The 17,404-nt window shown below is 41.0% G+C and carries 31 protein-coding genes and 3 pseudogenes; 27 read left to right on the forward strand and 7 right to left on the reverse strand.

What is annotated here, in order from left to right; all coding sequences use genetic code 11:
- Window positions 1–4 precede the first annotated feature (4 nt).
- From GVY04_15310 to GVY04_15325, 4 genes are read left to right on the forward strand one after another with little or no spacing between them, the layout of a single operon-like run.
- Window positions 5–457: a DUF29 family protein gene (locus GVY04_15310; GenBank protein NBD17449.1), complete on the forward strand. Its 453-nt coding sequence runs from the start codon at window positions 5–7 to the stop codon at window positions 455–457.
- On the forward strand, window positions 454–1,500 hold the full coding sequence (gene pseG / locus GVY04_15315; GenBank protein NBD17450.1) for a UDP-2,4-diacetamido-2,4,6-trideoxy-beta-L-altropyranose hydrolase: 1,047 nt from the start codon (window positions 454–456) through the stop codon (window positions 1,498–1,500). The genes GVY04_15310 and pseG overlap by 4 nt, the downstream gene beginning before the upstream one ends.
- Window positions 1,501–1,516: 16 nt before the next feature.
- A complete protein-coding gene (locus GVY04_15320; GenBank protein ID NBD17451.1) occupies window positions 1,517–2,089 on the forward strand; it encodes a Uma2 family endonuclease in 573 nt (190 codons plus the stop codon).
- 33 nt (window positions 2,090–2,122) lie between these two features.
- Complete coding sequence (locus GVY04_15325; protein NBD17452.1) at window positions 2,123–2,308, forward strand: hypothetical protein; 186 nt, start codon at window positions 2,123–2,125, stop codon at window positions 2,306–2,308.
- Here the strand turns inward: GVY04_15325 and GVY04_15330 are convergent.
- The 4 genes and pseudogenes from GVY04_15330 to GVY04_15345 form a co-directional block, all read right to left on the reverse strand.
- The gene (locus GVY04_15330) at window positions 2,305–2,976 is read right to left on the reverse strand and encodes a PIG-L family deacetylase (GenBank protein NBD17453.1); all 672 of its coding nucleotides are present in this window, start codon (window positions 2,974–2,976) and stop codon (window positions 2,305–2,307) included. The two genes, GVY04_15325 and GVY04_15330, sit on opposite strands and share 4 nt — an antisense overlap.
- Window positions 2,977–3,210 (reverse strand): annotated as a pseudogene (locus tag GVY04_15335) (formyl transferase). It abuts the gene before it with no gap.
- Between the two features lie 97 nt (window positions 3,211–3,307).
- Window positions 3,308–3,520, reverse strand: coding sequence for a hypothetical protein (locus GVY04_15340; protein NBD17454.1), 213 nt, complete (start codon window positions 3,518–3,520; stop codon window positions 3,308–3,310).
- A gap of 545 nt (window positions 3,521–4,065) precedes the next feature.
- On the reverse strand, window positions 4,066–4,866 hold the full coding sequence (locus GVY04_15345) for a hypothetical protein (protein NBD17455.1): 801 nt from the start codon (window positions 4,864–4,866) through the stop codon (window positions 4,066–4,068).
- A gap of 205 nt (window positions 4,867–5,071) precedes the next feature.
- On the opposite strand from GVY04_15345, the gene GVY04_15350 reads away from it, so the two are divergent.
- The 8 genes and pseudogenes from GVY04_15350 (at window position 5,072) to GVY04_15385 (ending at window position 8,434) form a co-directional block, all read left to right on the forward strand.
- A complete protein-coding gene (locus GVY04_15350) occupies window positions 5,072–5,329 on the forward strand; it encodes a hypothetical protein (GenBank protein ID NBD17456.1) in 258 nt (85 codons plus the stop codon).
- A 2-nt stretch (window positions 5,330–5,331) separates the two neighbouring features.
- On the forward strand, window positions 5,332–5,718 hold the full coding sequence (locus GVY04_15355) for a nucleic acid-binding protein (GenBank protein NBD17457.1): 387 nt from the start codon (window positions 5,332–5,334) through the stop codon (window positions 5,716–5,718).
- A gap of 59 nt (window positions 5,719–5,777) precedes the next feature.
- A complete protein-coding gene (locus GVY04_15360) occupies window positions 5,778–6,023 on the forward strand; it encodes a UPF0175 family protein (GenBank protein ID NBD17458.1) in 246 nt (81 codons plus the stop codon).
- Window positions 6,020–6,343, forward strand: a pseudogene (locus GVY04_15365) (DUF3368 domain-containing protein). The gene GVY04_15360 and the pseudogene GVY04_15365 overlap by 4 nt, the downstream one beginning before the upstream one ends.
- Window positions 6,344–6,687: 344 nt before the next feature.
- Entirely contained in the window at window positions 6,688–7,377 is a 690-nt protein-coding gene (locus GVY04_15370) for a hypothetical protein (protein ID NBD17459.1), read from the forward strand.
- A 72-nt stretch (window positions 7,378–7,449) separates the two neighbouring features.
- On the forward strand, window positions 7,450–7,722 hold the full coding sequence (locus GVY04_15375; protein ID NBD17460.1) for a hypothetical protein: 273 nt from the start codon (window positions 7,450–7,452) through the stop codon (window positions 7,720–7,722).
- 9 nt (window positions 7,723–7,731) lie between these two features.
- Window positions 7,732–8,133 (forward strand): PIN domain-containing protein, encoded by a 402-nt coding sequence (locus tag GVY04_15380; protein ID NBD17461.1) that lies wholly within the window; start codon window positions 7,732–7,734, stop codon window positions 8,131–8,133.
- Window positions 8,134–8,266: 133 nt separating this feature from the next.
- A complete protein-coding gene (locus tag GVY04_15385) occupies window positions 8,267–8,434 on the forward strand; it encodes a DUF4351 domain-containing protein (GenBank protein NBD17462.1) in 168 nt (55 codons plus the stop codon).
- On the opposite strand, the gene GVY04_15390 is transcribed toward GVY04_15385, so the two are convergent.
- Together GVY04_15390 and GVY04_15395 are read right to left on the reverse strand one after the other, a co-directional pair.
- Window positions 8,388–8,666, reverse strand: coding sequence for a hypothetical protein (locus GVY04_15390; GenBank protein ID NBD17463.1), 279 nt, complete (start codon window positions 8,664–8,666; stop codon window positions 8,388–8,390). The genes GVY04_15385 and GVY04_15390 overlap by 47 nt on opposite strands.
- A 37-nt stretch (window positions 8,667–8,703) precedes the next feature.
- A complete protein-coding gene (locus GVY04_15395; protein ID NBD17464.1) occupies window positions 8,704–9,282 on the reverse strand; it encodes a Uma2 family endonuclease in 579 nt (192 codons plus the stop codon).
- A gap of 74 nt (window positions 9,283–9,356) precedes the next feature.
- Here GVY04_15395 and GVY04_15400 point away from each other — a divergent pair, with 74 nt between their 5' ends.
- The 4 genes from GVY04_15400 (at window position 9,357) to GVY04_15415 (ending at window position 11,216) form a co-directional block, all read left to right on the forward strand.
- On the forward strand, window positions 9,357–9,515 hold the full coding sequence (locus tag GVY04_15400; protein NBD17465.1) for a hypothetical protein: 159 nt from the start codon (window positions 9,357–9,359) through the stop codon (window positions 9,513–9,515).
- 278 nt (window positions 9,516–9,793) lie between these two features.
- Window positions 9,794–10,006 carry a 2-phospho-L-lactate guanylyltransferase gene (locus GVY04_15405; protein ID NBD17466.1) on the forward strand — a complete coding sequence of 71 codons (213 nt, stop codon included), beginning with the start codon at window positions 9,794–9,796 and terminating at the stop codon, window positions 10,004–10,006.
- Window positions 10,003–10,242, forward strand: coding sequence for an addiction module toxin, HicA family (locus tag GVY04_15410; protein ID NBD17467.1), 240 nt, complete (start codon window positions 10,003–10,005; stop codon window positions 10,240–10,242). The genes GVY04_15405 and GVY04_15410 overlap by 4 nt, the downstream gene beginning before the upstream one ends.
- A 284-nt stretch (window positions 10,243–10,526) precedes the next feature.
- Complete coding sequence (locus tag GVY04_15415) at window positions 10,527–11,216, forward strand: Uma2 family endonuclease (protein ID NBD17468.1); 690 nt, start codon at window positions 10,527–10,529, stop codon at window positions 11,214–11,216.
- Here GVY04_15415 and GVY04_15420 read toward each other — a convergent pair.
- Entirely contained in the window at window positions 11,209–11,526 is a 318-nt protein-coding gene (locus tag GVY04_15420; GenBank protein NBD17469.1) for a hypothetical protein, read from the reverse strand. The genes GVY04_15415 and GVY04_15420 overlap by 8 nt on opposite strands.
- 136 nt (window positions 11,527–11,662) lie before the next feature.
- Between GVY04_15420 and GVY04_15425 the strand changes: the two genes are divergently transcribed.
- From GVY04_15425 to GVY04_15475, 11 genes and pseudogenes are all read left to right on the forward strand, one after another.
- On the forward strand, window positions 11,663–12,490 hold the full coding sequence (locus GVY04_15425) for an ABC transporter permease (GenBank protein NBD17470.1): 828 nt from the start codon (window positions 11,663–11,665) through the stop codon (window positions 12,488–12,490).
- 173 nt (window positions 12,491–12,663) lie between these two features.
- Complete coding sequence (locus GVY04_15430) at window positions 12,664–13,491, forward strand: hypothetical protein (protein ID NBD17471.1); 828 nt, start codon at window positions 12,664–12,666, stop codon at window positions 13,489–13,491.
- A 137-nt stretch (window positions 13,492–13,628) separates the two neighbouring features.
- Window positions 13,629–13,823, forward strand: a complete 195-nt coding sequence (locus GVY04_15435) for a DUF4351 domain-containing protein (GenBank protein ID NBD17472.1) — start codon at window positions 13,629–13,631, stop codon at window positions 13,821–13,823.
- 104 nt (window positions 13,824–13,927) lie between these two features.
- Window positions 13,928–14,071: a hypothetical protein gene (locus GVY04_15440; GenBank protein ID NBD17473.1), complete on the forward strand. Its 144-nt coding sequence runs from the start codon at window positions 13,928–13,930 to the stop codon at window positions 14,069–14,071.
- Between the two features lie 172 nt (window positions 14,072–14,243).
- Window positions 14,244–14,630, forward strand: a complete 387-nt coding sequence (locus GVY04_15445; GenBank protein ID NBD17474.1) for a hypothetical protein — start codon at window positions 14,244–14,246, stop codon at window positions 14,628–14,630.
- A complete protein-coding gene (locus GVY04_15450) occupies window positions 14,627–14,941 on the forward strand; it encodes a hypothetical protein (protein ID NBD17475.1) in 315 nt (104 codons plus the stop codon). The genes GVY04_15445 and GVY04_15450 overlap by 4 nt, the downstream gene beginning before the upstream one ends.
- 213 nt (window positions 14,942–15,154) lie before the next feature.
- Window positions 15,155–15,821: pseudogene (locus GVY04_15455) on the forward strand (DUF2887 domain-containing protein).
- A complete protein-coding gene (locus GVY04_15460) occupies window positions 15,814–16,053 on the forward strand; it encodes a hypothetical protein (protein NBD17476.1) in 240 nt (79 codons plus the stop codon). Before GVY04_15455 ends, GVY04_15460 begins: the two are co-directional and overlap by 8 nt.
- Window positions 16,054–16,419: 366 nt before the next feature.
- Window positions 16,420–16,677, forward strand: a complete 258-nt coding sequence (locus GVY04_15465; protein ID NBD17477.1) for a hypothetical protein — start codon at window positions 16,420–16,422, stop codon at window positions 16,675–16,677.
- Window positions 16,665–16,802: a hypothetical protein gene (locus GVY04_15470; GenBank protein NBD17478.1), complete on the forward strand. Its 138-nt coding sequence runs from the start codon at window positions 16,665–16,667 to the stop codon at window positions 16,800–16,802. The genes GVY04_15465 and GVY04_15470 overlap by 13 nt, the downstream gene beginning before the upstream one ends.
- A gap of 119 nt (window positions 16,803–16,921) precedes the next feature.
- The gene (locus GVY04_15475; GenBank protein ID NBD17479.1) at window positions 16,922–17,263 is read left to right on the forward strand and encodes a nucleotidyltransferase domain-containing protein; all 342 of its coding nucleotides are present in this window, start codon (window positions 16,922–16,924) and stop codon (window positions 17,261–17,263) included.
- Window positions 17,264–17,404: the final 141 nt, after the last annotated feature.

A 17,404-nucleotide genomic window follows, 5' to 3' on the forward strand; every position in this document is an offset into this window, starting at 1 on the left:
AAAAATGAATACATCTCTCTATGAACAAGACTTTTATACTTGGGTGCAACAGCAAGCAAGTCTCTTAAGTCACAAAAAATTTGATCAGTTGGATTTACCCCATTTAATCGAGGAGTTAGAAGACTTGGGAAAGCGTCACTATGATCAACTTGAATCTCGTTTGATGCAGTTAATAGCTCACTTGTTAAAATGGCAAGTTCAATACTGGAAACGAACAAACAGTTGGCGAGCGACGATTCGCGTACAAAGAACAGCGATCGCGAAACTCCTGCGACGCAATCCTGGTCTCAAATCTCGTTTAGAAGAAGCGATGAGAGAAAGTTGGGAAGAAGCCAGAGACTTAGCAATTATTGAAACTGATTTACCTGATGAAAAATTTCCTGAAGCCTGTCCTTTTTCCTTAGAAGAAATCCTGAGTGAAACGTTTTTTCCAGAGCCAGAAAATAACTCCCAATGATAACTCCAACTCAACTCAATTTCTTATTCCGAGTCGAAGCCTCGATCGCGATCGGAAGTGGTCATATAATGCGCTGCTTAGCACTTGCTCAAGCATGGCAAAATTTAGGGGGAAATGCCATCTTTGCGGTTGCAACAGACATCGGAAAATTACAAACCCGCTTGGAAACAGAAGGAATAACCATTCATCAATTATCTGTCACATCGGGAAGCAGAGAAGATGGAGAAGCCGTTATTGCTTTAGCTCAAAAATTAGGGGTTTCTTGGGTTGTGGTGGATGGGTATCAATTTGGAAGAAACTATCAGCAACAGTTAAAAGCAACAGGATTAAAGGTGCTGTTTATTGATGATTATGGACACGCTGAACATTATTCGGCTGATTTAGTTTTAAATCAAAACCTTGGTGCGAATGAGAATTTATATCCTCATCGAGACAACCAGACTCAGTTATTATTAGGAACAAAGTATGCTCTCTTAAGACGCGAGTTTTGGCAATGGCGAAACTGGAAACGAGAGATTTCTCCAACTGCGTGTAAGGTTTTAGTAACTCTTGGTGGCGCTGATCCAGACAATGTAACGCTGAAGGTAATGCAGGCTTTATCTGCTATGGAAAGAGAAGGATTAGAAACAGTAGTAATTGTGGGAGGAAGCAATCCCCATTATGACCAGTTGCAGGGCGTGGCGCAAGCGTCTCCCGTCTCGATGACACTGAAGCAGAATGTCACTAATATGCCAGAGTGGATGGCGTGGGCTGATCTTGCCATTGCAGCAGGAGGATCAACCAATTGGGAATTAGCGTTTATGGGGTTACCTAGTGTGATTATTACTGTTGCAGACAATCAAAGCGCGATCGCGCAGCAATTAGGCAAAATGGGAATAACCATTAGTTTAGGCTGGTATCAACAACTAACGGTTCACCAACTGACAACAGCAGTCTCTGAGTTACTTTCTGCACAAAAACAACGACAACAAATGAGTGAAAAAGGAAGACAGTTAGTTGATGGTTTAGGAAGTCAAAGAGTGATTGAAATGATGAGAGAATAAGCAAGGGAAAATTAGCATGACATCAACCACAGAGCAACAACTGTATTCAATCGCAGAATATCTTGAGTTGGAAAAAAGCGCGATCGAACGTCATGAGTATATTAATGGGGCAATTAGACAAATGGCGGGGGGATCACCAAGACACAACACGATTAAAGTGAATTTAATTATTGCCCTTGGTTTAGCTCTGAGAAATACATCCTATCGGGTTTTTGATAGCGATCAACGATTATGGATTCCAGAAAATTCTACGTTTACTTATCCTGATGTGACTGTTGTTCAAGAACCGATCATGATCGCTGATCAGGATGAAACAGCCCTGACTAACCCCTTACTCATTACGGAAGTTTTATCAGAATCAACTCGGAACTATGACCGCAGTGAGAAATTTGTGAGTTACCGCAGTCTTCCCACCTTTCAAGAATATCTCTTAATTGAACAAGATCGGGTGCAGATAGAACAGCACATCAAGCAAGATGATCACCATTGGTTACTGACCCTTCATGATGATATTAATAGTACCATTTCTTTAGCCTCTGTTTCGATAGAAATTGCGATCGCTGATCTTTACGAGCATATAGATATATAAAGGTCATCCGCGATCGCGCAAAAATTAGGCAAAATGGGAGTAACCATCAGTTTAGGTTGGTATCAACAACTAACAGTTAATCAACTGACAACAGCCATTTCTGAGTTACTTTCTGCACAGCAAAAACGTCAACAGATGATCGAAAAAGGAAGACAGTTAGTTGATGGCTTGGGGAGTCAAAGAGTAATTGAAATGATGAAAAAGGATACTATCTTTTAATTAAACACAAGATTAAAACCTTCTTGCGAAAAGTGCTTATCGTGAGAGAGTACGTCTGCTTCTACTCCTGCTGTTGCGCCCCACCAATGAGCTAAATGTTCAACAGCCCTGTCTGATCTTGGATGAGGAAACGCCCGCATTTCCGACGCATAAGCTGCCAGTGCTTTCCGTTTAAGATGCAGGGTGTCAGAAATATCCACAAACCAGTTTGGGTGAAAGGGAGCTTTAACTGGGGAAACCTGCCATTCTGTGCTGGAGAGAACTTCAAAGAAGAGAATGGTCTTTGTGGGATTATGAGGAGTCGATCGCGCTGCAGTGATTACGGCTTCACTGACTCGTTGATGATCAATGTTGACATCCCCTGGATAGTGGGTGTAAATGCGCTGAGGGGAATGTTCTTGAATTGCTGGCTTGATCGCCTTGATAATATCGAGTAAATCGCAGTGATCCATCCGATTATCAGGAAAATCCATTAATTTTAAGGACTGAACCCCTAAAATCTCCTTTGCTTGCTGGGCGGATTGGGCTAAAGCGGAGAGTTCAGTGCTTCTTTGGGCGCGATCGCGCTTTTGGTCCCGACTGGTCGCCCCTTCTGCTAAAATCAGGACGTGAACAGTGTCTCCTTTTTGAGTGTGGTGCGCGATCGTGGCAAGCCTTATCCTAATAATTTACTCGCTCACATTATTCAAAGCCTTTCCGATTAAATTAACTACTGGTGTATCCCATCCGTTAATAAGTAAATGTTGATAACGCTCTCGATCTCGGAGACGATGCACAGACCCATCAACGGGCTGAGGCTGTGGATTTATTTTTCCATCTCTAATTTTTAACCAAGAACTTTGAAATAAATTGATTGCTATCTTAGTTAACTTGTCATATAGCAATCCTAAATCATTTGTAAAAAATAAGCCGTCCTTAATTAGTAACCACTGGATAACAGCAGCGCGATCGCGCTGACTTAGGTATCCTCTCGAACCTTTATATTTGACCTTCAGGGCTTCAATTCCAAAACCCAGCATATTGAACTTTCACTTTACTAATAAATGGAGCTGAAACCCCTAAGGTTTCTTGAATGGTTTTGGTTTTCAAGCCTTGAGTCAGCATTTTGAGCGCTAAAGCTCTTTTCAGTTCTGTTGCTTTCGGATTACTAGCAATAAATTTTTCTAGCTCTTCTAGAGCATCTGTTGCACAAGACTCGTTGATTTGTGTCATGAAGCTTAAATTGGGTCGGAATGACATTTATTTCTAGAGTTTACTTTATCATTTGAATATTTACAACTCATTTAGGATTGCTATAGCTACTTCGTAATGTATCTTGGTTAGTAAACTCGGTTTTAGTTTGAACTAAAATATCTCCTGTATCAATTCCTTCATCTAATACTGCCAGTCGCTTTTGTGCTGCTTGAGAGTCTCCAACTGATGCTTCTTGAACTACTAACTGAGAGGCAACTAATTCAAATGCCAGTCTGCGATTTTGCCACCACTGTTGAGTAATTTGCTGATGACTTGCTATGACAATGTACTGTTTCTAAATCTTTAAGATCGCGACGAATTCGCCCCGCCAGTGTTAAATAACGACCATTCATAATGGTTGTCCTTCTTCCTTTAAAAAATCGGAGGCTTGTTGAGCAATGATTTTGGCTTGTTGCCATCGTTTTTCCGTTTGCGCGATCGCGCTTTGTTTTCGCCGTCTTGCTGTGGCTTTGTAGGAATTCATTTGTCATCCTCTCCCCCAATTTCTGTTTCTTTTTATCCTATCATTTCTCTGGAAAACCCAGTCTGGCTAAAATTTCGCTGCGTTGGTCGTCTTCTTCATATTCAAAGTGAAAATAACTCTCCTGTTCACTGTAGCCATAGAGAAGATTATTTGATTGGATTTCATGATAAAATGGTACAACTTGAGCGCGATCGAGAACTTTCCATAGTCCCAGAAGGTAGCCACAAAAATAGCTAACAAAATAACGGATTTCTTCTAAGGAAAATTCTTGTTCATAAGGCTCATGATAGACTGATTGAATGGGTTCAATTTTTTCTTCAACACATCGGCGAATAGAAAAATCAATGCTACCTCTATAATCTCTCACAACAATAATATAGTTATAAGTTGCATTGGGTTTAATGATTTCAGTAAATAGGGGAAAGGTAAAACTCGATTTATAATCGTCAAAACAACGACTACTTTTTCCAAATAAATGTTTTAGACTAAGGTAAATTTTAGGCAATTCTATAGTTTCAATCTTTAAATTAAAGGCTGTAAAAAATCTACCATCGTTTTTGATAGGAATCGTGTAGCTTGATAAGTTAAAATAATCTTCATCACTAAGACGATAGAAACGGTAATGCGCTTGCTTTAAATCTAAATCAAGTGCTTCATAAACGATTGAGGAAAAAGACTGAAGGCATTGTTTTAAATACTCATTTAGCTGCAATTCTTTAAGCAACAACTGTTTCTCTTCTGTTGAGAGATTCCTGATTTTCTGAACAATTCCTTTGACTAATTGAGAGTTCATGGACGATCGCTGCTGAGTTGATTTATTAATCATTTTAGCAACTTTCAAGTTATGATCGTTATACCATTTTCAAAAAATCCTGCTACGGTTGATCCCCCCAACCCCCCCTTATTAAGGGGGGGCTTAGTTGATCGTTATGTAGTGCCAATTATTCAAAATGGTATTAGTTCTATTTTGCCCAGGTGCTGCACGCAAGCCGTAGAGCCTTGCGCTACATTAGTGGTAGAGAGATAATTCATGAGGAAACCAAGCTATGACAATTAAAGAGCAATTACTCCGAGAATTAGAAACAGCCCCACAACCTGTGACCGAAGAAGTGTTTGACTTTTTATTACTCGCTAAAATTAAACATCACCGCTCCTCATCTTATGAGCAATCAGAAAATACCCAGTTGTTAGGAGCATTTGCAGAGAAGTTAGTAGCTGATATTCCTGAAGAGGTTTTAAATGAGTTGCCTACTGATAGTGCTGAACAACATGATCATTATATTTATGGAACTCCAAAACGATAAGAATGAAGCCAGTTTTTGCTGATACTTTTTATTGGATTGCTTTATTAAACCCTAAAGATGACTGGCATCAAACTGTACTGAATTATACTTATAATCACCCAAATCAAACAATAATTACCACAGATGGCATTGTTGAGGAAGTTCTTAACTATGCTTCCTCTAGAGGGTTTGTCATAAAACAAAAAGCTCTTCTCTTATACAAGAAAATGCTACAAGAGCCAAATATAGAAGTAATTTCTTATAATGTGCAATTACGAGAACTAGGCTTGAAACTATATGAACAGCGTTTAGATAAAGGGTATAGCCTCACGGATTGTATTTCAATGATAGTGATGCAACAAATAGACATTCAAGCAGAAGCCTTTGTTTTAGCCCGTCATCAGGAATAGAGTTTTTTAGTTGAGTTTTCGATAATATATTTATAGGAGAACCAATAATTTGATACAAAATGAGTATTGTTATTCCTGAAGAAATTTTAAGGGCTGCTGAAACAAACGAAGAAGAATTAAAAATAGAGTTGGCTTTGTTACTCTACAAACAAAACAAAATTAGTAGTGGAAAAGTTCGAGCTTGGTTAGGGTTAACCGTTTTAGAATTTCAACATGAACTTGCCAAAAGGAAATTAGCAATTAATTATGATCTTGAAGAACTCAATCAAGATGTAGAAACCTTAAAAAGCCTAGGATTGTTGTGATTATTGTTAGCGATACATCTCCCATTACCAATCTCGCTGCTGTCCAAACACTAGACTTGTTACAGTTCCTTTATGGGTCAATTATTATTCCTGTTGCTGTCTATAACGAATTGACCCAAGCCGATATCAAAAAGGCAGTTCCAGGGGCAACCGAAGTTCAAACATACTCTTGGATTCAAACTCGACCCGTTCAAAATCTTCAAAAAGTTAACGAAATTTTAGTGGCTAACAGTAATATTCACTTAGGGGAGGCAGAAGCAATTGTCCTTGCTCTTGAACTGAAAGCAGATCTTCTTCTCATGGATGAACGGCGAGGGAGAACCTTGTTATAAAATCGCCTCCTTTGAAAAAATTTCAGCGCGATCGCTTCGCCAGTTCCCCTAGGGAACATCGCGCTCTTTAAATTATTTACCTGCCGATCACGCTTCGGCTGTTGTCTAAAAAAGCAAGAATAAGGAGAAAAACAGACGATCGCGCCCAGAGACAGTCAGCACAAAGACTCGGTTTTCCAAAAACAGCCTCAATTATTATTTGACACTCAAGCGTCACTTTGAGATGTAGTGGTTGATCATTGTCAGCAAAATGATTAGCAAACTTCAGATCGCACTTTTTCAAGCCAACCCTAATTTAAAATAAACAGAGAACTTCACCACGGGAATGAATGATGTATCAAAGCAATCCTCCCCTTCCCCCAAAAGAAACCCTGCCCACCATGTATGATTTACCCAGTGAAGATCCAGAGGAACCTGGTTTGCCCGACGAATTTCATCTTCTCCAGCCTGAATTGCTTCGCCTTACCTTTCGCCCCCCAAGTTACCCCAATAATCAGGTCTTTACGGCAAGCGATTTGAATTTCTACTATGATGTGCATCATACCCAGTGGTATAAACGCCCCGACTGGTTTGCGGTTTTAGGGGTATCGCGCCTCTATGAAGAAAAAGATCTCCGTTTAAGTTATGTGACATGGCAAGAAGGGGCAAATCCCTTTGTGGTGGTAGAATTGCTTTCTCCTGGCACCGAGAAAGAAGACTTAGGGCAAAATTTAAGAGAAGTGGGTCAGCCTCCTAATAAATGGACGGTTTACGAGCAAATCCTGAGGATTCCCTATTATTTTGTCTTTAATCGCTATAACAATGACTTCCAAGCCTTTCAGTTAAGAGGTAGTCATTATGAGTCCTTATCAATTCAAGGACATGGAGTCTGGTTAGAACAAGCAGAACTGGGATTAGGATTATGGGAAGGGGAATATCAGGGAATCTCTAGGCTGTGGTTGCGTTGGTACGACCAAAATCAGAACTGGATTCTCACTCCTGCTGAACAAGCAACTCAACGCGCTGAACGTTTAGCTGAATAATTAAGAGCTTTGGGGATTGATCCCGAAGCCTAAGGGCAATTTTTTAAATAACCAATAAACAATTAACCTACCATGCAAAATATTCAACTAAAATCCCATATTGGGGATGATGGCATCTTAAAAGTTCAGGTTCCTACAGAACTCCAAAATACTGAAGTAGAGGTGCTAGTGGTTTTTCAAGCGACAACTGATACAGGTAAAGAAAAAATAGAGAAAGCGCGAGGGTGGCCGTCGGGTTTTTTTGAAAAAACTTGGGGGAGTTGTACTGATGATCCCATCATTATTGATGAAGGAGGAGTTTCTCCAGAATTAGATGATGATGCTCAAGGAATATTTAAGACGTAATTCTCCTTCATGTTGTACTTATTAGATACTAATGTTATTGCAATTTATTTAAACCAACGCTCAGTTTTATTAAGGGAAAGATTGGAACAAATTCATCCAGATGATATTGCTGTTTGTTCAGTGGTAAAGTTTGAATTATTCTATGGAGCAATGCGAAGTGGAAATCCGAGTAAAAATTTAACACGACAACAGGAATTTTTAGATCTGTTTGTTTCTTTACCCTTTGATGATAAAGCAGCAGCCAAGGCAGGAGAAATTAGAAATTATTTAGCTTCTCAGGGGACCCCAATTGGTTCTTACGATTTATTAATTGCTGCTATCGCGATCACGAACAACTTAACTTTAGTAACTCACAATATGAGAGAGTTTAAAAGAGTGCCAGATTTAAATTTGGAAGATTGGGAAATCTAGGTTTATTTTTATGGGTTAACTTATTTTAAGTCGGGAGGAGATTCAGGAAAGGTTGGGATTTACAGAAGTTGATCTAAAGCAAACTCGTTTCTATTAAGATGTTCATGGCGAAGGAAGAGAAGAAGAAGCAGTTATTTTGATCCTTCGTCTGCTTAATCGTCGTTTTGGAGAGTTGGACAGCAATTTAGTGGAGCAAATTCAGTCTTTAAAAGTGTCGGGGTTGGAAGCGTTGGCAGAGGCGCTTTTGGATTTTTCTACAGTTGCTGATTTGGAACGCTGGTTGCAACAATCAAATGTTTAGCAAGGGCGATCATCGCGCTCTTTAAGTTATCTAGCATCTGATCGCGCTTCGGCTGTTGCCTAAAAAGGTAAGAAAAGGAGAAAAACAGACGATCGCGCCGAGAGACAGGCAGCACAAAGACTGGGTTTTCCAAAAACGGGTTCGATTGGAGTTTTGCTTCTGCGATCGCTGCTATCTTGGGTAAGATTAAGGAAAAGCGCGTAGAGCCTTGCGTCTTATCTCTATGGATCATTCTCCTAACTGGGTTATATCAACTAATAGCTGCTTGCTCAATGCCAAAATATTTTAAGATTGAGAACAAATCCCGGTAAGACCTTCTCCCCTGACAAAGAGTCTGGCTTGTCTAAAACTTCAGGAAGGTGTTGAGGACGATAAATTTCAACAGTTTTATTTCTACGATTAATTAACCAGCCCAGTTGACAGCCATTATCCATGTACTCTCGCATTTTTTTTTGGGTCTTAGTAAGGCTATCGCTGGGGGAAAGAATTTCAATAACAAAATCAGGACACAGGGGTAAAAATTTCTCACGTTGTTCGGAGGTCAAGCCATCCCAACGTTTTTTTTTGACCCAAGAGGCATCGGGGGAACGGTCGGCACCGTTGGGGAGATGAAAGCCAGTAGAAGAATCGAAGACTTCACCGAGTTGGGTTTGTTCGTTCCATAGTGCGAGTTCCAGATTGATTTTTGAGTTGGTACGTCCGGTTTCTCCTCCTGTAGGGGGCATGACAATTAAGTCTCCGTTAGCATTACGTTCTAGCTTGAGGTCAGGGTTAGCTTGGCAAAGTTGATAGAACTGTTCTTCAGACAATTTGACAACTGAGTTGAGGTCTAAGGTTAACTGAGTCATGATCGTTCCTTGAAATATCCTTTAATTTCATATTACATAAGCTACCCAACTTAAGCAGGGAGGAAGTTCAGGCAATGTTGGGATTTACAGAAGTTGACCTGAAACAAACTCGTTTCTATCAAGATGTTCATGGTGAAGGAAGAGAAGAAGAAGCAGTTATTTTGGTGCTTCGTTTTTGGGCTTTATTGGAGATGTCTATTGGGAACGCTGGTTGCAACAATCATAATGTTTAGCAAGGGTGATCATCGCGCTGTCACCCAATTCTTGTTGAAAATAATCGGGCTGGTATTGCCGTAACGAGAGCGTATTACTCTGTCTAGCAGTTGCGTCGAACTGAATAACCCAGCGCGATGTGCTTCGCACTCGGTCTGGCGACCTAAGCGCTCTTTTTTGATCTCATTTTGATCGCGCCGTTAGAAAAAATCTTAAATGAAAACTGGAGGCTCTGAAAGTAAAATTAAAAATATCGTTCCGATCAGAGGTCAAGATAAAATCGGCAAAAGGAGTCAAAATGAATTCAGTGATTGTTTTTGAAGTTTCTCAAGAAGAAGATGGTGGTTTTGTTGCCGAATGTTTAACTGAGGATATCTTTACTCAGGGTGAGAGTTGGGAAGAATTAAGAGTGAATGTCAATGAAGCAGTTAAAGGATATTATTTTGATCAGCCAAGTTGTCCGAAAGTCAAATTACACCTCTTTAAGGAAGAAATGTTAGTCATTCAATGAAAATTCCTAGAGATCTCAAAGGAAGTTATCTCGCGGATATTCTCTCTCGCCAATGGGATTACAAAACTGTTCACCAACAGGGAAGTCATATTATTTTGGATACTGAAATTCCCAGTCATCAAAGAATTAGTATTCCTAACCATAATCCTTTGCGCTTGGGGACGTTGAATAGTATCTTGCGAGCAGTTTCTCGACATAAAGGAGTAACCAAAGCTGATATTATTAATACCTTATGAGCTTAATTAAAGCCCCCAAATACTATGACCGAGTGAGTCCCGATTTCAGTTCTAGTTTCCCACGCGTAGGTCGCCAGACCGAGCCGTAGGCATCGCGCCACTGGCAACGTTTATGTCGCGCTCCTTTTTGATCTCATTGTGATCGCGCCCTTAAAAAGGTTTGTAGATGAAAACTGGTTGCTGTAAACTTGATGAAGGTTGATTTGATATTGCAATGATTAATGTAATCGCGCTTGCCATAATCTCCTAAAATAAGCAGTAAGTGCCACTCCGAGGTTTCTGTGATGAGTTATCCTTCAACTACCTCTCAAAAGACCCCTATCCTAGAAAACGGAGATCGCATGACTCGTAATGAGTTTGAGCGTCGGTATCATCAAATGCCGAACGTCAAAAAAGCCGAATTAATTGAAGGAATTGTTTACGTGGCATCCCCCTTAAGATATCAACAGCATGGTCAGCCCCATAGTGATGTTGTGGGGTGGTTAACCGTTTATCGTGCAGCTACTCCGAGAGTTTATAGTGCTGATAATACAACTGTTCGTCTTGATTTGGATAATGAACCGCAACCTGATGCCCTGCTGCGTCTGGAGGAATCAGTAGGGGGAAACTCTCGGATTAGCGAAGATGATTATCTCGAGGGCGCACCGGAATTAATTGTGGAAATTGCCAGCAGTAGCGCATCCTATGACATACATGATAAGCTGCAGGTTTATCGTCGTAATGGGGTACGGGAATATCTAGTTTGGTTGGTTGAGGATAAGGAATTTCGGTGGTATGTGTGGCAGGAAGGAACCTATCAGCAATTATCGCCAGATGAATCGGGAATTTTGAAAAGTCCTTTTTTCCTTGGGTTGTGGTTGGATGTATCGGCGCTGTTGGCGGGAGAGATGCAACAGGTGCTATCTGTGCTCAATTCAGGAATCAATTCTTCGGAGCATCAAGCCTTGGTTGAGCAATTGGGTAAAACTAAATAATATCTGTGCGCGATCGCGCCTCATTAGTCCTGATGGTTCCCTGTTTTAAGTTATTTACCTGCCGATCGAGCGAAGCTCGCTGCCAGAGGCAATCGCGCTTCGGCTGTTGCCTAAAAAGGTAAGAAAAGGAGAAAAACAGATGATCGCGCTGGGAGACAGGCAGCACAAAGACTAGATTTTCCAAAAACGGGTTCAATTGGAGTTTTGCCTCTGCGATCGCTGCTTGAGTGGGTAAGATTAAGGAAAAGCGCGTAGATTGGAGATCGAGCCGTCGAGCCTCGCTGATCTCGCTAATTACAGCAAATGTCATCTCAGTGGAGATCGTTGGGTACACTCTAGGGGAGGCGCGATGGGTTCGCTTCCGTAGGGAACATCGCGCTCTTAGGGAGAACGCCTAAATTAAGGACAATTAATCTCCTAGCTGTCAGGTCATAAGCACTCAAGCAATGCCGACAAAATCGCATCAAATCCACACCCGTTACACTTCACAAAGCCGTCTCCGACAACCGTTACAACTATTTCGTGAGATGTGGCATGATTTACTGGCTTCTAGAGAACTAGCTTCGCAATTACTGGTTCGTGACATCAAAGCACAATATCGACAGTCATTTCTAGGATTATTTTGGGCGTTTATTCCCCCGATTGCCACCGCGATTGGGTTAACTCTTGCCAACAATGCCCAAGTGATTAGTATTGGCGCGACTGATTTGCCCTATCCGGCTTATGTGATGTTTAGCATGGCATTATGGCAAACCTTTGTCGAGGCTTTAAATGGTCCGATTCAAGCCGTAACGAAAGCCAAGTCGATGTTAGCGAAAATTAATTTTCCTCGTGAGGCGTTGATTTTGTCGCAAATTGGACAGGTAGGGTTTAATTTTGCGATTAAGTTGATTTTAATTGTGGGTTTATTTGTTTGGTATCAAATTCCTGTGAGTTGGACAGTTGTTTTAGCTCCAGTTGCCCTGGTTCATTTGATTGCTTTAGGGACGTTATTTGGTTTATTCTTAGCTCCTTTAGGGGCGTTGTATCAGGATATAACTCGCGGATTAACCTTTTTAACCAGTGCTTGGTTATTTCTTACCCCTGTCATTTACCCCCCGCCAAAAACAGGAGTATTTGGGATAGTTGTTGGCTTAAATCCTGTAACTCCTTTACTTGTCACTACTCGCGAATTAGCAACCCGAGGAACGGTTTCCGAACCCTTAACATTTTGGGTAGCTAGTGCTTTGGCAATGGGCGGTTTGTTGGTAGCTTGGCTGGTGTATCGTTTATAGTGATTCCAAGTAAGAACCATACAATCAATGAGGGGCAAATACAGAACATGCCTTTAACTCTGCTGTACGGAAATCAATTGGAATGACTATAGCGATGCCCTTTATTGTTGAACGCATGAGTGCCTAAGCCCTTAATTTAAAATAAACAGAGAACCTCACCCTGGGAATGAATGATGTATCAAAACAATCCTCCGCTTCCCCCAAAAGAAACCCTCCCCACCATGTATGATTTACCCAGTGAAGACCCTGAGGAACCCGGTTTGCCCGACGAATTTCATCTTCTCCAGCCTGAATTGCTTCGCCTCACCTTTCGTCCCCCAAGTTACCCCAGTAATCAGGTGTTTACCGCAAGTGATTTGAATTTATACTATGATGTGCATCATACCCAGTGGTATAAACGTCCCGACTGGTTTGCGGTTTTAGGGGTATCGCGCCTCTATGAAGAAAAAGACCTCCGTTTAAGTTATGTCACTTGGCAAGAAGGGGCAAATCCCTTTGTGGTGGTAGAATTGCTTTCTCCTGGCACCGAGAAAGAAGACTTAGGGCAAAATTTAAGAGAAGTGGGTCAGCCTCCCAATAAATGGACGGTTTACGAGCAAATTTTAAGAGTTCCCTATTATTTTGTCTTTAATCGCTATAACAATGAATTTCGAGCCTTTGAGCTAAAAGGAAGTCGTTATCAGCCGGTGTCGATAGAAGAACAAGGGGTGTGGTTAGAACAAGCAGAACTGGGATTAGGATTATGGGAAGGGGAATATCAGGGAATCAATCGAGAGTGGCTGCGTTGGTATGACCAAAATCAAAACTGGATTCTCACTCCTGCTGAACAGGAAGCTCAACGGGCTCAACTTGCCTCTCAACAGGCTGAACAAGAAGCTCAACGCGCTGAACAAGCTAATCAACAAGCTCAACAGGAAGCTCAACGGGCTGAACAAGCTAATCAACGGGCTGAACGTTTAGCTGAACAATTGAGAGCTTTGGGCATTGATCCCGAAGCCTAAGGGCAAGAATTTTTAGGTGCAGCGATCGCTGCTGAAAGTAACGGTCACTTGATCATTGAGTCGTTGAAGTCGGGAGGAGATTCAGGAAATGTTGGGATTTACGGATGTTGATCTAAAACAAACGCGTTTCTATCAAGATGTTCATGGCGAAGGAAGAAAAGAAGGAAGAGAATGAAGAAGCAGTTATTTTGATCCTTCGTCTGCTTAATCGTCGTTTTGGGGAGTTAGACAGCAATTTAGTGGAGCCAATTCAGGCTTTAGGTGTGTCGGAGTTGGAAATGTTGGCAGAGGCGCTTTTGGATTTTTCTACAGTTGCTGATTTGGAACGCTGATTGCAACAATCAAATGTTTAGCAAGCGCGATGGCTTCGCTTCCGTAGGGAACATCTCGCTTTTTAAATGATTTACCTACTGATCGCGCTTCGGTTAGTAGAATTTTGTCTAAAATTGGACAGTCATTCCAAGCATTTCGGACAGGAGGCTTTAAGGGAATTTCAGCGCGATCATGCTCTTTAAGTTATTTACCAGCCGATCGAGCGAAGCTCGCTGCCAGAGGCAATCGCGCTTCTGCTGTTGTCTAAAAAGGCAAGAAAAGGAGAAAAACAGACGATCGCGCCCAGAGACAGGCAGGTTTGCCAAAAACGGGTTCAATTGGAGTTTTGCTTCTGCGATCGCTGCTTGACTGGGTAAAATTAAGGAAAAGCGCCTAGAGCGGAGCGCCTCATCAGTCCTGATGATTCCCTTTTTTATGAAATGACAGCCCTTAATCCATCAAATTTAGAAAAAATTATTCAAGCGATTCTGCAAGCTCAGAAAAAAATACAATGGAAACCTCAAAAAGCCGAACCTCATTTGAAGAAACGTATCCGTTTAGGACATTTACCTGAAGATTCTACAATAGCAACCTACGAAACAATTATTCATCAAATTCTTATTGATCCGAAAGCCAACGTCTATGTTTATCTTTATGGCTCTTTACTATATCCCACTCTTAGCTCTAGAATACAAAATCAAATCTGGTTAGTTATCCTAGGAATGGACAGCATTTTAGAAACCGCCTTTCCTCCCACAGACCCTAATGCTTACTTGGCTAATCCAGCATTTATCTATCTGGGAATCTTGGAAAATTTGCAACCATGAATGATCTTCTAAATCTTTATAATCTTAGCCTCGATTATCCCGAGGTCAGTGGCGCAGAACAATTAGAACTTTTAATGATCAGGGATAAAATTGCTAAATTGGAAACAAAATTGACCACGGAAGAAAAAAGGATTTTATCAGAAGCTGATCGGAAACTGATCAGTAATGCAGCAATAATTTATCAAGAAGTTTCCGATTTTATTAATTTAAGTGACTATCGAAAGGAAAAAGAAATTTCACCGCAAAAATGGTGGTGGTATTTAGATGTTTTAAGTTATTTACCAGCTGATCGCGCTTCGGCTGTTGTCTAAAAAAGCAAGAAAAGGAGAAAAGCAGACGATCGCGCCGGGAAACAGGCAGCACCAGGACTGGGTTTGCCAAAAATAGCCTCAATTGGAGTTTTGCCTCTGCGCGATCGCTGCTATCTGGGTAAGATTAAGAAAAAGGGAGTCGTCTGTTCTTTCAGAAACGTTATCGAATGACTGAAGACCTTTTGTTAAAATATCGGTCAAAAACCAGACATTTTGAAAACTGATAGTCTTTTTTACCGTCTTTTCCAAAACTTTCCCCCCTTATTATTTGAACTGATTGGAGTTTCCGTTGCCAACAGCCAACAATATCAGTTTCGTTCTGTGGAAATTAAACAAACTGCATTTCGGATAGATGGGTTATTTGCCCCCCCAGAAGCGGATACCGAATCCCCTCTTTTCTTTGTGGAAGTGCAATTTTCAGGGGAAAGTGATTTCTATAGCCGTTTCTTTGCGGAGATTTTTCTCTATTTGCGTCAGTATCAACCGATTTGGTCATTGGTTATTGGTCACTTGTCATTTGTTTTTACGCTAAGTCACTAATGACAAGTGACTGAGGACTAATGACTAATTTGTAGAGACTATCATAGTGTATAAGTTACCTCGTTTAAGTCGGGAGGAGATTCAGGAAATGTTGGGATTTACGGATGTTGATCTAAAACAAACGCGTTTCTATCAAGATGTTCATGGCGAAGGAAGAGAAGAAGAAGCAGTTATTTTGATCCTTCGTCTGCTTAATCGTCGTTTTGGGGAGTTAGACAGCAATTTAGTTGAGCAGATTCAAGCTTTAGGTGTGTCGGAGTTGGAAGCGTTGGCAGAGGGGCTTTTGGATTTTGCCACGGTTGCTGATTTGGAATGCTGGTTGCAACAATCAAATGTTTAGCAAGCGCGATGGCTTCGCTTCCGTAGGGAACATCGCGCTTCTGCTGTTGTCTAAAAAAAGCAAGAAAAGTAGAAAAACAGACGATCGCGCCCGGAGACAGGCAGCACAAAGACTAGGTTTTCCAAAAACGGGTTCGATTGGGGTTTGGCTTCGTTTGAAAGAACAAGGATTCATCGAGAGCGCGATGGCTTCGCCGGTTCCCTACGGGAACATCGCGCTTCATCAGTTCTGAGCAATCAGATGCTTTAAATGATTTACCTGCCGATCGCGCTTCGGCTGTTGTCTAAAAAAGCAAGAAAAGGAGAAAAGCAGACAATCGCGCGGGGAAACAGGCAGGTTTGCCAAAAACGGGTTCAATTGGAGTTTTGCCTGCTGCAATCGCTGCTATTTCGGTAGGGTTGGCTGATCTGGCTAATTAGAGCAAGTGTCATCTCAGTTGAAATAGCTGGGTACACTCTAGGGGAGACGCGATGGCTTCGCTTCCGTAGGGAACATCGCGCTCTTTAAGTGATTTACTAGCTGATCGCGCTTCGGTTAGTAGAATTTTGTCTAAGATAGGAAGATGAAATTAAATTCAAATTTGGGTCAGGAATCAAAAATGCAAACAGTTCGATTTTGCTCTCAAGCAGATGAAAATGGTCAGTTGCAACTCCAGCTTGATCATCTTCCAGTCAACCAAAATTTAGAGATTGTTGTGGTTTATCAATCTGTTTCCCCACAGACAACAGCACCGAGTAATCCAGATGAAGACCCAATTGTAGGATTATTTTCAGGCGATTCTCACTTTGCTGAAGACTCTGAAGAGATTTTAGAACAAGGAATTCACCCTTCCTCGGGTTGGACATGGAAATCATAGCAGATACAGGGTTTATTGTTGCTTTAACCAATCGTCCCGATCAATACCATGAAACAGTTAAAAAAATTTATAATCAGCAACAAGAGATTTTAGTTCCTCAAACTAAACTACAAAAAATTAATTAGAAGAAAAAACGAATTAGTACATCTGTTGAAGAGTCGCAGATTACACCTTCCGTTTAGGAAAGCGCCTGCTGCAACCATTGGTTAGAATTGGACATTCAAAATGCCTAAAATTGTCATTTATGAAAAAAAATAATGATCAAGTCAGCAAAACTAATGTTAAGAATAGTATTTTGACCTTTAAGAAATTGGTTCATCAGCTTTATGGAGAACATCTGGAACGAGTCATTTTATTTGGTTCTCAAGCGAGGGGAAATGCAACAGAAGATTCAGATGTTGATATTCTCATTATTACCCAGAAGCGTTTATCTTTAGAGGGGCGAGAAAGGCTAATTGCTTTCATTAGTCATCTTTCTATGAACGAGAATATCCTGATTAATTTCATGGAAATGTCACCTCAACGGTTTAATTCCGAGCAAAGTCCGTTATTACTGAATATTCGGAGAGAGGGAATTGCACTGTGAGTCAACCTGAATGTCAATTGCTATTAGAGTGCTGCAATAAATAAATCGTCCTTTTACAATGAAAGAGAAGTCATGTATCGACGGAAGGTTAATGAACACAGACTCCATCGAATTAACCGACTCTCGAAAATCTCTCTTTCA

The organism is Cyanobacteria bacterium GSL.Bin1 (genome assembly GCA_009909085.1).
In the GTDB taxonomy this organism is placed as follows: Bacteria; Cyanobacteriota; Cyanobacteriia; order Cyanobacteriales; family Rubidibacteraceae; genus Halothece.

Excerpts from the sequence above, each read along its gene's own strand:
- GVY04_15450 (NBD17475.1), top strand. The coding sequence starts at position 14,627 with ATGAATGATCTTCTAAATCTTTATAATCTTAGCCTCGATTATCCCGAG.
- GVY04_15430 (NBD17471.1), top strand. The coding sequence starts at position 12,664 with ATGTATCAAAACAATCCTCCGCTTCCCCCAAAAGAAACCCTCCCCACC.
- GVY04_15360 (NBD17458.1), top strand. The coding sequence starts at position 5,778 with ATGAGTATTGTTATTCCTGAAGAAATTTTAAGGGCTGCTGAAACAAAC.
- GVY04_15435 (NBD17472.1), top strand. The coding sequence starts at position 13,629 with ATGTTCATGGCGAAGGAAGAAAAGAAGGAAGAGAATGAAGAAGCAGTT.
- GVY04_15390 (NBD17463.1), bottom strand. The coding sequence starts at position 8,666 with ATGATCCATAGAGATAAGACGCAAGGCTCTACGCGCTTTTCCTTAATC.
- GVY04_15445 (NBD17474.1), top strand. The coding sequence starts at position 14,244 with ATGACAGCCCTTAATCCATCAAATTTAGAAAAAATTATTCAAGCGATT.
- GVY04_15350 (NBD17456.1), top strand. The coding sequence starts at position 5,072 with ATGACAATTAAAGAGCAATTACTCCGAGAATTAGAAACAGCCCCACAA.
- GVY04_15405 (NBD17466.1), top strand. The coding sequence starts at position 9,794 with ATGAATTCAGTGATTGTTTTTGAAGTTTCTCAAGAAGAAGATGGTGGT.
- GVY04_15425 (NBD17470.1), top strand. The coding sequence starts at position 11,663 with ATGCCGACAAAATCGCATCAAATCCACACCCGTTACACTTCACAAAGC.
- GVY04_15355 (NBD17457.1), top strand. The coding sequence starts at position 5,332 with ATGAAGCCAGTTTTTGCTGATACTTTTTATTGGATTGCTTTATTAAAC.
- pseG (NBD17450.1), top strand. The coding sequence starts at position 454 with ATGATAACTCCAACTCAACTCAATTTCTTATTCCGAGTCGAAGCCTCG.
- GVY04_15375 (NBD17460.1), top strand. The coding sequence starts at position 7,450 with ATGCAAAATATTCAACTAAAATCCCATATTGGGGATGATGGCATCTTA.
- GVY04_15410 (NBD17467.1), top strand. The coding sequence starts at position 10,003 with ATGAAAATTCCTAGAGATCTCAAAGGAAGTTATCTCGCGGATATTCTC.
- GVY04_15340 (NBD17454.1), bottom strand. The coding sequence starts at position 3,520 with ATGACACAAATCAACGAGTCTTGTGCAACAGATGCTCTAGAAGAGCTA.
- GVY04_15380 (NBD17461.1), top strand. The coding sequence starts at position 7,732 with ATGTTGTACTTATTAGATACTAATGTTATTGCAATTTATTTAAACCAA.
- GVY04_15460 (NBD17476.1), top strand. The coding sequence starts at position 15,814 with ATGTTTAGCAAGCGCGATGGCTTCGCTTCCGTAGGGAACATCGCGCTT.
- GVY04_15470 (NBD17478.1), top strand. The coding sequence starts at position 16,665 with ATGGAAATCATAGCAGATACAGGGTTTATTGTTGCTTTAACCAATCGT.
- GVY04_15465 (NBD17477.1), top strand. The coding sequence starts at position 16,420 with ATGCAAACAGTTCGATTTTGCTCTCAAGCAGATGAAAATGGTCAGTTG.
- GVY04_15415 (NBD17468.1), top strand. The coding sequence starts at position 10,527 with ATGAGTTATCCTTCAACTACCTCTCAAAAGACCCCTATCCTAGAAAAC.
- GVY04_15420 (NBD17469.1), bottom strand. The coding sequence starts at position 11,526 with ATGACATTTGCTGTAATTAGCGAGATCAGCGAGGCTCGACGGCTCGAT.
- GVY04_15475 (NBD17479.1), top strand. The coding sequence starts at position 16,922 with ATGAAAAAAAATAATGATCAAGTCAGCAAAACTAATGTTAAGAATAGT.
- GVY04_15310 (NBD17449.1), top strand. The coding sequence starts at position 5 with ATGAATACATCTCTCTATGAACAAGACTTTTATACTTGGGTGCAACAG.
- GVY04_15320 (NBD17451.1), top strand. The coding sequence starts at position 1,517 with ATGACATCAACCACAGAGCAACAACTGTATTCAATCGCAGAATATCTT.
- GVY04_15325 (NBD17452.1), top strand. The coding sequence starts at position 2,123 with ATGGGAGTAACCATCAGTTTAGGTTGGTATCAACAACTAACAGTTAAT.
- GVY04_15370 (NBD17459.1), top strand. The coding sequence starts at position 6,688 with ATGTATCAAAGCAATCCTCCCCTTCCCCCAAAAGAAACCCTGCCCACC.
- GVY04_15400 (NBD17465.1), top strand. The coding sequence starts at position 9,357 with ATGTTGGGATTTACAGAAGTTGACCTGAAACAAACTCGTTTCTATCAA.
- GVY04_15395 (NBD17464.1), bottom strand. The coding sequence starts at position 9,282 with ATGACTCAGTTAACCTTAGACCTCAACTCAGTTGTCAAATTGTCTGAA.